At 60.9% G+C, this 12,213-nt stretch carries 12 protein-coding genes; 3 read left to right on the forward strand and 9 right to left on the reverse strand.

Translation table 11 applies throughout. The features are described from left to right. Window positions 1-244 precede the first annotated feature (244 nt). Window positions 245-418 carry a hypothetical protein gene (locus EDF58_RS26190; RefSeq protein WP_207913133.1) on the forward strand — a complete coding sequence of 58 codons (174 nt, stop codon included), beginning with the start codon at window positions 245-247 and terminating at the stop codon, window positions 416-418. A gap of 295 nt (window positions 419-713) precedes the next feature. Here EDF58_RS26190 and EDF58_RS23255 read toward each other — a convergent pair whose 3' ends face one another. Then, window positions 714-1,838 carry a Fic family protein gene (locus tag EDF58_RS23255; protein WP_132269879.1) on the reverse strand — a complete coding sequence of 375 codons (1,125 nt, stop codon included), beginning with the start codon at window positions 1,836-1,838 and terminating at the stop codon, window positions 714-716. A 1,113-nt stretch (window positions 1,839-2,951) separates the two neighbouring features. On the opposite strand from EDF58_RS23255, the gene EDF58_RS23260 reads away from it, so the two are divergent. Next, the gene (locus tag EDF58_RS23260) at window positions 2,952-5,309 is read left to right on the forward strand and encodes an arylsulfatase (protein WP_132269881.1); all 2,358 of its coding nucleotides are present in this window, start codon (window positions 2,952-2,954) and stop codon (window positions 5,307-5,309) included. A gap of 64 nt (window positions 5,310-5,373) precedes the next feature. On the opposite strand, the gene EDF58_RS23265 is transcribed toward EDF58_RS23260, so the two are convergent. From EDF58_RS23265 to EDF58_RS23290, 8 genes are all read right to left on the reverse strand, one after another. Continuing rightward, on the reverse strand, window positions 5,374-5,742 hold the full coding sequence (locus EDF58_RS23265; protein WP_132269883.1) for a GAP family protein: 369 nt from the start codon (window positions 5,740-5,742) through the stop codon (window positions 5,374-5,376). Window positions 5,743-5,760: 18 nt separating this feature from the next. Then, complete coding sequence (locus EDF58_RS26005) at window positions 5,761-5,937, reverse strand: hypothetical protein (protein WP_165921553.1); 177 nt, start codon at window positions 5,935-5,937, stop codon at window positions 5,761-5,763. Then, on the reverse strand, window positions 5,937-6,071 hold the full coding sequence (locus EDF58_RS26685; protein WP_279388342.1) for a hypothetical protein: 135 nt from the start codon (window positions 6,069-6,071) through the stop codon (window positions 5,937-5,939). The genes EDF58_RS26005 and EDF58_RS26685 overlap by 1 nt, the downstream gene beginning before the upstream one ends. Window positions 6,072-6,144: 73 nt before the next feature. Next, the gene (locus EDF58_RS23270; protein ID WP_132269885.1) at window positions 6,145-7,662 is read right to left on the reverse strand and encodes an arylsulfatase; all 1,518 of its coding nucleotides are present in this window, start codon (window positions 7,660-7,662) and stop codon (window positions 6,145-6,147) included. 441 nt (window positions 7,663-8,103) lie between these two features. After that, window positions 8,104-8,676 (reverse strand): hypothetical protein, encoded by a 573-nt coding sequence (locus EDF58_RS23275; protein WP_132269887.1) that lies wholly within the window; start codon window positions 8,674-8,676, stop codon window positions 8,104-8,106. 213 nt (window positions 8,677-8,889) lie between these two features. Continuing rightward, complete coding sequence (locus tag EDF58_RS23280) at window positions 8,890-9,177, reverse strand: BrnA antitoxin family protein (RefSeq protein WP_132269888.1); 288 nt, start codon at window positions 9,175-9,177, stop codon at window positions 8,890-8,892. Next, the gene (locus EDF58_RS23285; RefSeq protein ID WP_132269890.1) at window positions 9,174-9,419 is read right to left on the reverse strand and encodes a BrnT family toxin; all 246 of its coding nucleotides are present in this window, start codon (window positions 9,417-9,419) and stop codon (window positions 9,174-9,176) included. Before EDF58_RS23285 ends, EDF58_RS23280 begins: the two co-directional genes overlap by 4 nt. 715 nt (window positions 9,420-10,134) lie before the next feature. Continuing rightward, window positions 10,135-10,542, reverse strand: coding sequence for a MarR family transcriptional regulator (locus EDF58_RS23290; RefSeq protein WP_132269892.1), 408 nt, complete (start codon window positions 10,540-10,542; stop codon window positions 10,135-10,137). A gap of 134 nt (window positions 10,543-10,676) precedes the next feature. On the opposite strand from EDF58_RS23290, the gene EDF58_RS23295 reads away from it, so the two are divergent. Next, complete coding sequence (locus EDF58_RS23295) at window positions 10,677-12,161, forward strand: FAD-dependent oxidoreductase (RefSeq protein ID WP_243654461.1); 1,485 nt, start codon at window positions 10,677-10,679, stop codon at window positions 12,159-12,161. Window positions 12,162-12,213 lie beyond the last annotated feature (52 nt).

The following is a 12,213-nucleotide window of genomic DNA, read 5'->3' on the forward strand; positions in this document are numbered from 1 at the left end:
TTTGGGGAAAACACTTATGGTGGCGCTCGGCGCGTAGCCATTATTATGGGTTCAACTCAAGCGGACCGTGCGCCGCAATCACCAGAGTGCCCGATGACAGCCTCGAGCAAAACCCAACATCACCATGATCATGGCCGATGACGTCGGCATCTGAAACACAGCGCCTACCACCGCGGTATGATGAGAGGCAGCACGCTGAAAATCGACCGCTTTGCACGCGAGGGTGCGCTGTTCACCGACTACTATGGGCAGCAATTCGTCCACTGCCGGACGCGCGGCGTTCATCACAGGTCAGTCGCCTTTCCGCACGAGGCTTCTGAAAGTCGGCCTGCCGGCGGCGAAACAGGGCTTGCAGGATTCCGAGCCAACAATCGCGGGTGGCGATCCCGATCTTAAAGAGAAGCTGCTCACCGGATAAAGGTAGGCGAGAAGACCTTCACGAAACCATCTCGTTGGCTATAACTTCGTGCCCTTCTTCGAAGTGTCAACGGCGGCGTTAAGCGCTTAATTGTCTGGTTGCGGGACGCCACTGACAGCGGTGAAACGCCACGCGTTCTCCGCGAAGGTCCATCCTACCTGATCCCAATGACGTCCCGCAATCAGACAATTAAGTGCCATGAGAGCAGGGCCGAACGACCTTTGTCGGTCGTTCGGCCGGTGATTTCCGATTCCAAGTGCAGCCCGTCCGGTTTGCGGGTCTCGCTTGATAGAACTCAGGCGCTACGATTCGAAATTTTGACCTCATCTACGAGCGAGTAGCCAGCGCTGCGCCCACCGGCGGAATCCTTCTGCAGAATGCCTCTTCGAACCAGATCATTGATGTCGCGAAGAGCCGTGTCGGAGGATGTCTTGGTCATCGCTGCCCACTTGGCATTGGTCAGTTTGCCCTCGAAACCGTTTAGGACACGATTGAGAACCTTTTGCTGTCGGTCATTGAGCGACTGGCCCACCATTGAATCCCAAAACCTCGCCTTGCGCATGACGTTGGCCAAAATCGACTCAGCCCTATCGAAAGCACGATCGAGGCAGTCAATGAACCAGAGCAGCCACCCCGTAATGTCCAGCCCGCCTCTCTGCGTCGTTTCCAGCATGTCATAATACGTCTTCCGCTCAGCACGGATCTGAGCCGACATGCTATAGAAGCGTTGCGCCGTTCCTTCCGCACGCGCTAGCGCAAGATCAGCAATCGCGCGCGCGATGCGTCCGTTCCCATCATCAAACGGATGGATCGTCACGAACCACAAGTGCGCAACGCCGGCCTTCAAAACGGGATCGAGCCTGGCAGTCTCGAACCACGCAAGGAAGCGGGACATCTCCCGATCCATCAAATCCGATGATGGAGCTTGGTAGTGTATGCGCTCACGGCCAATCGGCCCGGAGACGACCTGCATCGGGCCACCTTCAATACCTCGCCAGGCACCTACCATAATGCGGCTCATCCCGCTTCGTCCCGTAGGGAATAGGGCCGCATGCCAGTCGAAAAGGCGCTCAGCGGTCAGAGGTTGAGCATAATTCTGTGTCGCATCCAGCATCATTTCCACGACGCCGTCGACATCACGATCCGCTTCGACCAGTCCGCCGATCTCCATTCCGAGCCGGCGGGCGATAGAGGAGCGCACTTGCTCCCTGTCAAGAATCTCTCCTTCAATCTCGCTGGATTTGAGGACATCCTCGGTAAGCGCATGAAGCACAGCTTCTTCACGCAGAGGAAAGCCCAATGCCTCCATATGCCCGATCAATCGCCCTTGCCGGTGACGCACGGCAGCAAGTGGTTGAAAGAGTTCTGGCTCGTTCCAGATGAGGTTCGGCCAGTCTGTCAGTTCATGGATATAGGGCACAATCACCGCTCCTTATGCGGTGAATATATTCATCATTCACTGCATAGCGCAACGATATTCGCCGCGAAATATGCGGCGGACATAGGATAAATCACCGCATCCGAGAGCGCAGATTGAATGGTTGCACATCGTTCACGAACGGCGAACTCACCGTCCTGCCGGCAGAAGCCGTCGAGGTGCCAGCAGTCCCGTCGTCACCCAACAGCGGCATTCTCAGCCTGACGCTTCCCGGAATGTCGGACGTACTGAGCGGGAAGGGAAGCTCCTCGATTGCTTTTGTCGGTATCACACCCGAAGGCTCGAACGAGCTTGCTAACGGTCACCTAAACCTTGAGGGCGACTTCATCCAGGCCAGCAGCAACTTCAAAACTTTTGAATCGAACAAATCCCCATGTTTGTGGACAGGGCTGCTGCCAAGTCTTCCATGCGAGATAGGTCGTCCTATCCACTCACCGAGGTTTCGGAGCGGCGCGCTTCCGTGCAAACAAGCCACTGACTGAGGTTCTGTACTCTCGATGGATTGGGCGGCACGGGCGGCTCCTCCCATAAGGTCGTGACTGATTGAGGCTATGCATGAAGTGCATGCATCGAAGTTTGCAGGTTCCAGTAGCGGCTCACGAATATGGCGGCTAATCCCACGTCCGGCTCAGGTCCATCAACAAATTGGTGAACCGACGGCAGCTATCAGGGAGCCGAGATGACGTGGTCTATTTCGGCTTCGTCGGCGAAGGCTGAGCTACGGCAGGCGGCGGCCAGCAGGCCGCGACCTAATCCTCGCCGTTCCGAGTTGGCTTCCTGATTGTCGGCCCCGCGCCTTTCGGAGTGGATCCGTCGTGGACTGGCTTACGCCTTGCAGAAACAGTTCATTCCGGCGGAGCTAATCGTTCTCGCTGCCCTCCCCGTTATGTGGATGTGCGATAAGCTCGGATATCAAACAGGAAGCGATCAATGTAATCTTCGGTGTTTTGAGCCGGAGAATGGCGTCCAATATCGATTCCTGATATTTTCCGCACCGGACATCGGGTATCTCCCGATAGGCCATCAAACACCGGTACCTTAACATCCTTGGCATTCCTCGTGTCTATCGCGCCAGAATTCAAGGAGTAACAACGGATGCCCGACGCGCTCCAGGACCGCAGCAAGCTTCCACTTCCCGAACCCGAGTTCACCGGCAAGATCGGCAAGTCCTATGAGGATTCCGTATCGGCCTGGCCCGAACTGCCCAAGCCTCCCAAGGGAGCGCCCAACGTCCTGCTGATACTGCTGGACGATGTCGGCTTCGGCCAGGTCAGCACCTTCGGTGGACCGGTGCCCACGCCCACGATAGACCGGCTGGCGGCCGAGGGCCTGCGCTACACCCGCTTCCACACCACCGCGATCTGCGGGCCTTCGCGCGCCGCATTGATCACCGGGCGCAACCACCACAACTGCGGCACCGGCTTCCTGTCCGAATGGGCGACTGGATTTCCCAGCTACAACAACATGATCCCGCAGTCGACGGCAACCATCGGCCGGATTCTCAAGGACAACGGCTACCAGACCTCGTGGTTCGGCAAGAACCATAACACCCCCGACTGGGAGAGCAGCGTCGCCGGCCCGTTCGACCGCTGGCCGACCGGCATGGGCTTCGACTATTTCTACGGCTTCATCGCGGGTGAGACGCACCAGTATTACCCGGTCCTGTTCGAAAACACCGTCGCGGTCGAGCCCGACAGGTTGCCCGAAGAGGGCTATCACTTCATGGCGGACATGACCGACCGCGCGATCAACTGGGTCCGCTATTCCAAGTCGGTCGCGCCGGACAAGCCGTTCTTCTGCTATTTCGCGCCGGGTGCCGCCCACGCGCCGCACCACCCGCCCGCCGAATGGCGCGACAAGTTCAAGGGCCAGTTCGATGCGGGCTGGGAAAAGGTCCGCGAGGAAACCTACCAGCGCCAGCTTGTCGCCGGCATCCTGCCCGAAGGCACCGAACTCACCCCCAAGCCCGACTGGGTGCAGGACTGGGACGGCCTTTCGGCGGACGAGAAGAAGCTGTTCTCCCGCTTCATGGAGAACTTCGCGGGCTACCTGGCCTATGCGGACAGCGAATGCGGGCGCCTGATCGACGCGGTGAAGGAACTGCCCGACGCCGACAACACGATCATCCTGTACATCGTCGGCGACAACGGCGCCTCGTCGGAAGGCGGATTTACCGGTACCGTCAACGAGGTGATGAACCTCAACGGCGTCGCCTCGACCATCGAGGACAACCTGGCAGCCTACGACAGGATCGGCGGTCCCGACACCGAGCCGCACTATCCGCTCGGCTGGGCCTGGGCCGGCAACGCGCCGTTCCAGTGGGTCAAGCAGGTGGCCTCGCACTTTGGCGGATCGCGCAACCCCATGGTCGTCTCGTGGCCCGACCGGATCAAGGACGCGGGCGGCATCCGCCCGCAGTTCGCGCACCTGATCGACATCGTGCCGACCCTGTTGGAAGCCGCCGGAATCCCCGCGCCGGATTTCGTGAACGGGGTGCAGCAGAAGCCGATGGACGGTGTCTCGATCGTCTCCACCTTCGGTGCGGCCGATGCCCACGCGGTGCGGGAGCGGCAGTATTTCGAGATTTTCTCGAACCGCGCCATCTACGACAAGGGCTGGATCGCCTGCGCCCAGCATACCTTCCCGTGGCGGCAGGACTTCGCTCCAGGCCACTGGGAAAACGACAAGTGGGAACTCTACAACATCGACGAGGACTACTCGGAAGCGAACGATCTGGCCGCCGAGCATCCCGAGAAGCTGGAGGAAATGAAGAAAATCTTCGACGAGGAGGCGCTGAAGTACAACGTCTACCCGCTCGACGATCGCGGTGCTGGCCGTCTGGCCGAGCCGAAGCCCTCACCGGGCGGGGCCGATCCGAACCGCACCGTATTCACGTATTATCCCGGCGCCTATCGCCTGCCGGAAACGGCATCGCCCAATACCAAGAACCGCTCGCACTCGATCGTTGCGGAAATCGACAATCCCGACGGCAAGGCGCAGGGCGTGATCGTGGCCTCGGGCGGCCAGTCCGCCGGGTTCTCGCTTTACGTCAAGGACGGCAAGGCGGTCTACCACTACAACTGGTTCGAGCGTGAACGCACCAGCGTCATCTCCGGCAAGCCGCTGCCCAAGGGCAAGGTCAAGATCGAGTTGGCCTTCTCCTACGACGGTGGCGGACTGGGCAAGGGAGGCGACGCGATCCTGTTGGTCAACGACGAGGAAGTTGGCCGCGAGCGGATCGAGAATACCGTCGCGGGGCGCTTCGGCATCGACACTTTCGGCATCGGCGGCGACAGCGGCGCCCCGGTTTCGAACGAGTACAAGCCGCCCTTCGCATTCAAGGGCGGCAAGATCGAGCGCGTCGACATCAAGCTCGCCGAGCGCAACCTCAGCGAAAGCGAGGAGGACGAGCTTCAGGAGCGCTACCTGGCCTTCGCCCAGCATATCGAGTGACGGAAACGGAATGTCGGCTGCCTGAGATTGCCCCGCAGCCGACGGACCGCGCAGCCGCCCGAAGTCAGGGCGCGGAAGCCGTATATGCCAGGGCGATGAGGCCCTTGCCCGCCATCATCATGCCTATCACAAGAAGCAGCACGGACATGATGGCGGCATTGTGCTGCGTCAGCCAGTCACGCATTTCGTCGAGCCACGGCTTTACCCGTTGCCATGCCAGGAGAAAGGCACTGACTGGCACGAGAACTGTACTGGAGGCCAGCAGGACATAGAGCACGGCAACCGTCACCGCCGCTCCGCCCGAAAAGTTCGCCGCACCGAAGACGACGCCAGCGGAGATCCCCACCGTCAGGTTTTTGGGATTGGCGGCATAGATCTTAAGCCCAGGCCCGCGGCAGCCGATATGTGGAAATTCTCCACGGCGGCAAGCCAGTGGGGAAGTTGCGCGGTCTCACCCCGGCGCGGGCGCGCACGCCACTCCTTCCACGACAGGAACCCACGACAGGAACAGCATCCCGCAACCGAGCACCAGCTTGATGGAGGCCGCCGTCACGCCAGTACCTCCCCGGCCCGGAGACAGCCCCGCGAGCAGCGAAAAGGCGACGAGCGCGGTGGCGATCGCCGCCATCAGCCCAGCAGGAACGCCGGCGCACAATTAGCCGCGCGCGGCGACATCAAAAGCAAGATCATCGCGATGATCGGCAGCGGGCTGATCGATACGCCGATCGCCAGAGGCAGCAAGTCGCCGATCATTTCGAGCATGAACGCCTACCCCCAAAATGCAGTTGGCGGCGGCACCGGTCAGCCGGGTGCCGCCGCCCATCGTCTTTCGCGCTTATTCGTGCCCGTGGCTCAGGAACTGGGCCACCACGTTGGACATGTCGAAGGACTTGCCACCCTGCACTGGCGGATATTCGGCTAGAGTCTTGAGGTGTTCCTCCATCAGTTCCTCCATAGGATTCGTCATCCACGAGACCTTTTGCAGCAGATGGCCGTAGGAATCCGTGCTGTCGTAGGATTCGAACGGGTCCATGCGAATGTTGAACACCAGCGGTTTGCTGCGGCCGGAGATATTGCCGTAGTAATCCTCGGTCGTGGAGAAGTGCCACTTCCATGGCCCCATCCGGATCGCGGTCAGCTTGCTTTCGTTGTAATGGAAAACGTGATCGCGCGACGATTTCTCGGCCTTGCCGGTCCAGTAGTCGAGGTTGTTCACGCCATCGAGATACTGCTTCTTTTCCGCCTTCACCTTCTCGAACACGTCCGGCACGCCGGCAATCGCGGAAAGCGTGGTGAACATGTCCTGGTGGCACTGGATGCCATTCTTGAGCTGGCCGGCATCGATCACGCCCTTCCAGCGCAGCATCGAAATCACCCGAACGCCACCTTCCCAGGTCGTCATCTTCTCACTGCGCCAAGGCGTCGTCGCGCCGTGGGGCCAGGACGAATGCTCGGGGCCGTTGTCGGTGGAGTACCAGACCACAGTATCCTCATCGAGGCCGTTTTCCTTCAGGAAGTCCAGCACCACGCCCATGTCGTGGTCATGCTGCAGCATGCCCGAACCGTGCAGGTCCTCCTCGCTGCTGTACTTCTCCGCCGCATAGCGCCACTTTTCGTTGAGGCGCGTGTAGAGGTGCATGCGCGTAGCGTTGAGCCAGACGAAGAAAGGCTTGTCGTCGTCCTTGGCCTTCTTCATGAATTCGAGGGCCTTGGGGATGATCTCCGCGCCGTCGATGTCCTCCATGCGCTCCTTGTGCAGCGGTCCAGTGTCCGTGATCTTCTGCTTGCCGATCTTGCCGAAGCGCGGGTCGATGGTCGTATCGTCGGTATCCGTGGCGAAGCTGTGGATCACGCCGCGCGGCCCGAACTTGTTCATATAGGCTTCGACGCTGCCGGAATAGGCCTTGGCGAAGTTCTGGTAATCGCGCTGCTCGTCCTGCTCGGAGACGTTCAGGTGATAAAGGTTGCCGAAGAACTCGTCGAAACCATGGTTGGTCGGCAGGTGCTCGTTTCGGTCGCCCAGATGGCTCTTGCCGAAATGGCCGGTCGCATAGCCCGCCTCCTTCATCACCTCTGCCAGACACGGCGACGCGGGCTGCAGGCCCAGCGGATCGCCGGGCTGACCCACCGTGACCATGCCAGAGCGGATCGGGTATTGGCCGGTAATGAAGGAGGCGCGCCCGGCGGTGCAGGAAGGCTGTGCGTAGTGGTCGGTAAACCGTATGCCCTCCATGCCAATGCTGTCGATATTGGGGGTCATGTACCCCATCGTGCCCAGGCCGTAGGCGCTGACGTTCTGCCAGCCGATATCATCGCCCCAGATCACCAGAATGTTGGGTCGCTTGTTCGCCATTTCGGACTCCACTTGCGCTAGTTTCCACTCTGCAACAGGGATAGCGGGAGGCAATGCCGGGACCATCAGGGGTTTCCCTGTCATGGTGGGGGCGAATCCCTTAGCCGGGCAAATCGGCTCCCAACGTAGCGCCGGGATTGGCGATTTGACGGCCGCTCGACCGGCATTGGACGCCAGTGGCCATTAATGCATCCAGATGGGAGACTGGACCTGCTCGGCTGCTGTCCCCGTCCGGTGCAATCGGCGCAGCCCGACGAGCGGCTGCCTGATCCGCAACCCGCCGTTCGCGATGGTGCTTGCAAACGGCAGTTCTGTCCGAGGCCTTGCCCATCACAGCGCACCCTTTATTGTCGTTCAGCCGTCAATTTTCTAACCTAAAGTCCGGATGTTCCGCATTCTAGATTGCCGCCGCGCGCGCCGTATACAATGGTAGGCACACCATCACTCCGGCGCGTCGTCATTTTCGACCTTGGCCTGCGCTGCGAGTTTAGCGTCGATCGCTTCCAGCGCTTTGATGAAACGCTCATGCGCCAGTTGCGCCGTCGGCATCAGCTTTGGGTTGATACCCCCAGCGGCGAGAATCTCGGCGCGAACCTCCATCATCTTTTGCGCCTTCTTAATCGCATTGACGGCCACCGGGTCTTTGGAGATCGAGACGTAGCGGGTCGGTAGCCCAAACCGAGGATGGGTGCGAATTGCCCTGTCATCCGGCACGAACACTATGCGCGGTTCCCCATCAACCGTGGGGGTAACGTCGTGCCAGGTGCCGTCCTGTTGCTCCCATATCGCGTGGTGCTCTGCCTCCAGCCACACGCCAGGCTTTTCCCAAATGATCCACCCCATGATCGCTTTGCCACCATGGGCGCGGATCGCCCGATCGACGTTATCGAAGCACTCGGTTTGCATGCTTCCCTCTAAGGGCTCCACCTCGATCCACTCGGGCACACCCTTGAGCGCGATGCGAGCAAAGCGGATGATCTGGTCGTCGATTTGGGCGGGAGCGATCGGTTTCATGGTCGGGCATCTATGCCCCGCTCACATTTCCAGCAAGACGCACTCGCCAGACTGAAAGGGCGCCTGGCAGACCTGTCGACGCTCAAAGGCTTGATGCTGGGCTCGCCGTTCCGTGCTCGACAAATGCCGGTCGTTCAGTCGCCGATTTCGGCTCCCCAGGAGCGGACCGGCAGCTTGCCATCATCTACCGGGAGGGATGGGGGCCAATCGGCCTCAGTGCGCAGCCACCCAATCCTTGAGGGCTGCATCGATCCGCGACTGCCAACCGGGGCCGCCGGATTTGAAATGCTCGATCACCTCGGGTGAAAGGCGCAGTGTGGTGCTGACCTTTTTCGGGGCCTTCTGCGGACCGCGTGCGCGAATCGTCTTTGCGAGGTCCGGGAAGGCCTCAGCGAAAGGCTTTGCCCTCGCGAAATCCTCGGCGGTCCATTCGGGGTTATTGCTGACCGCATCCATATCGGCCTTGGTGTATCCGGGAGCGGCGTGTTTCGGGTGGGTCATGGCAGGAGCCTCCGTTCCGTAATGCTGGCCGGGCGGGCAGAGATGATCGAGACGCCTTCGGTGCCCAGCACAGCGAAAATCACCGTGATCGTGCCGTTCATCTCACCGATGACGGCAAAGCGTCCGTCCTTCGCGGGGATGACCAGGGCGGAGAGGAAGAACTCTTCGTCCACATCGGCAAAGTCGATCCCGTGCTTGACGAGGTTCGCTTGCCGTTTCGGTTCATCCCATACGATGATCATGGTTTTTTGTAGTTACGATTTGATTGGTGGTCAATCGCTTTTCGTAATTACAATTTGCCATTGGCGTCGGGATCGATCTTCCAGTTCATCGGGCGCCGCAGGCTCTTGAACATCTTGCCGGCGTGGCGGCGGGCGAGGCGAGCGCGCTGGTCGAGCACAAGGCTTGCGCGGTTCCATCGGCGAGCCGTCCGGCGGTACGTTATCGGCTCTGCGCTTGAAGTTTCGAGCGGCGAGGCGCCTGTCCCCAGTTGAGCGCAACGGCGGCGGTGGGGCGGATCGAGCCCATGCAGGATGCATGCTTCTTAGCCGCCGGCGAACGTGGTCGGCAAGAGAAACCGGACCGTAGGCTCCCTTTCCCATCGGATCAGGCATGGAACGGCGGACTTGGGCGCTTGGCAGCCATTCCCACCGCGGGCACCTTGAAGCCCGTCCGCGCCCGACCCTTGCCGGTCACTCAGCTCCTGATCTTCGCTCCCCAGGAGTAGACCGACCGATTTCCAATTTTTTGCGCCCAACCGATCGAATTCAGACATCATGGTTCGGTATTTGGATCTCCTCCACGAGCGACGATCCCGTGCGACAACCCGACTGAATCCTTCTTGAGAATACCCCTGCAAAGCAGATCATTGATGTCTTGCAGAGCCGTGTCGGGCGATGTTTTGGTCATCGCCGCTTATATGCGTTGAAAATACCCGACCTTCACCGCACACCCCCACTATTCGCGCTGCATGAGGTCGTCAGCAAAGCGCCGCAGCAGGCCGCGCAGCTGTTCCAGGTCGTCGTTCGTCCAGGACACCAGAACGCGGTCAGCGACCCTTTCTCGCGCGGCCCTCAGTGCCGAGATCATGTCCTGCCCCTTTGGGCTAACGACGGCTTCGCGGATTCGTTTGTCCCTGGCGGATGCACTGCGTTCTATGAGGCCGAGTTCCTCGAGTTTGGTCATCTGACGGCTGACCGTCGTGTGATCCCGGCCGGTGCGGTCCGCCAGTTCGACGACGCCTATCGGGCCATGGCGACCGATGCGCGCAAGCAGCGGGAACAGGGCACGATCAAGCGGAATGCCAGCTTCTTCGATAAGCCGTTCATCGCGGCGCGGACGATTTATCTCGTCGACCACGTCCATGAGCGCTGCATGTAGTCCTGTCAGGATTTCGCTATCGCGTGTATTATGCACGTTTATGGTTGCCCTCGATGGTGCCCGGAATATATGTGCGTAATACACATTGATTCGCGGAGCTGCCAATGCCTATCGATACCGTGCCTTTCGATACGGATGTCCTCATCAGTGGTGCGGGGGCGGCAGGCCTCGCGCTTGCGATCGACCTTGCCCGGCGCGGCATCGCCTTCATGCTCATCGAGCAGAAGACGCAAGCCTTCGGAGGATCGCGTGGCAAGGGTATCCAGCTTCGCACGCTCGAGGTGTTCGAGGATTTCGGCATTGCCGATCGCCTGGCGGCGGGCGGCGGCGCCTACCCCCCGATCCGCTCCTATCGCGCCGATGGCAGCTTCGAGGAGACCCTGATGACCGAGGCGACGGCGATCCCGGATGCCGCCGAGCCTTATGCCCGTCCCTTGATGGTCGCGCAGTTCCGGACCGAGGCTGTATTGCGCGAACGGCTTGCCGAACTCGAACATGCTGTGCAATTCGGAGTCAGCCTGGTCGGTTTCGACGAGGACGATGAAGGGGTCTCGGCCCGTATCGAGGGCGCCGGCGGCGACCGGCGTATCCGCGCCCGCTATCTGGTCGGTACCGATGGCGGTCGCAGCTTTGTGCGCCAGGCCCTCGGTATCGCCTTCCCGGGGGAAACGCTTGGTGTTCGTGCGCTTGTCGCCGATGTTCGCATGGACGGGCTCGAGCGGCGCGCCTGGCACCGTTTCCAGCGCGGCGCTGCCGCCACGCAATTGATGATTTGCCCGCTCATGGGAACCGACATTTTCCAGATCCAAGGCCCTGTGCCACGCGAAGGAGACCTCGATCTGTCACCGCAGACGCTCACCGCGCTCGTTCGGGAGCGTAGCGGTCGCAACGACATCGTCGTGCATGCGGTTTCGTGGTCATCGGTCTACGTGATGAATGCGCGCCTGGCGGACCGTTATCGTGTCGGCCGGGTTTTCCTGGCAGGCGATGCTGCGCACATCCATCCCCCGACGGGAGGGCAAGGCCTCAATACCAGCGTGCAGGACGCCTATAACCTGGGATGGAAGCTGGCCGCGGTGCTCAAGGGCGCGCCGGACCTGCTACTCGATACTTATGAGGAAGAGCGCCGGCCCATTGCCGCAAACATGCTCGGCCTGTCGACACGTCTGCTCGGCGAGGCGCTTGATGGGCCGATGCGTCGCAACCGCGAGGTTCGGCAACTGGATCTCCATTATCGTTCGTCGTCGCTGTCGAGGCCAGGATCGGCCGACGCCCCCGTTCTTGCAGGCGACCGGGCTCCAGATGCGCCTTGCCGGGGGCAGGCAGGACAACCGACCCGATTGTTCACGCTCTATCAGGGGCCGCACTGGACCTTGCTCGGCCCCGACGCGGCGCATCCGCCAGCGGCGCGGCCGGGCCTGCGCGTCGTGCTAGTCGGCGAGCGAGGCGATGTCATCGACGAGGGCGGCCATATCCTTGCCGCCTACGGGCTTCAGCCCGAAGAGTGGGTGCTGGTCCGGCCGGATGGCTACATCGCGGCACGCTTCGGCTCGGAGGGCATGGGACTGTCAGGAATTCCGTGTGTGGGCAGGCATAATGGGTAACAAGGAGTCCCACTATGTCACGACGCAAAGAACCGGCGATACCTCACGAGCT

The organism is Novosphingobium sp. PhB57, from assembly GCF_004342985.1.
In the GTDB taxonomy this organism is placed as follows: domain Bacteria; phylum Pseudomonadota; class Alphaproteobacteria; order Sphingomonadales; family Sphingomonadaceae; genus Novosphingobium.

Coding starts and splice junctions, on each gene's coding strand:
- EDF58_RS26190 (WP_207913133.1), top strand. CDS start 245: ATGGGCAGCAATTCGTCCACTGCCGGACGCGCGGCGTTCATCACAGGT.
- EDF58_RS23260 (WP_132269881.1), top strand. CDS start 2,952: ATGCCCGACGCGCTCCAGGACCGCAGCAAGCTTCCACTTCCCGAACCC.
- EDF58_RS26005 (WP_165921553.1), bottom strand. CDS start 5,937: ATGGCGGCGATCGCCACCGCGCTCGTCGCCTTTTCGCTGCTCGCGGGG.
- EDF58_RS26685 (WP_279388342.1), bottom strand. CDS start 6,071: ATGCTCGAAATGATCGGCGACTTGCTGCCTCTGGCGATCGGCGTATCG.
- EDF58_RS23270 (WP_132269885.1), bottom strand. CDS start 7,662: ATGGCGAACAAGCGACCCAACATTCTGGTGATCTGGGGCGATGATATC.
- EDF58_RS23275 (WP_132269887.1), bottom strand. CDS start 8,676: ATGAAACCGATCGCTCCCGCCCAAATCGACGACCAGATCATCCGCTTT.
- EDF58_RS23280 (WP_132269888.1), bottom strand. CDS start 9,177: ATGACCCACCCGAAACACGCCGCTCCCGGATACACCAAGGCCGATATG.
- EDF58_RS23285 (WP_132269890.1), bottom strand. CDS start 9,419: ATGATCATCGTATGGGATGAACCGAAACGGCAAGCGAACCTCGTCAAG.
- EDF58_RS23290 (WP_132269892.1), bottom strand. CDS start 10,542: ATGGACGTGGTCGACGAGATAAATCGTCCGCGCCGCGATGAACGGCTT.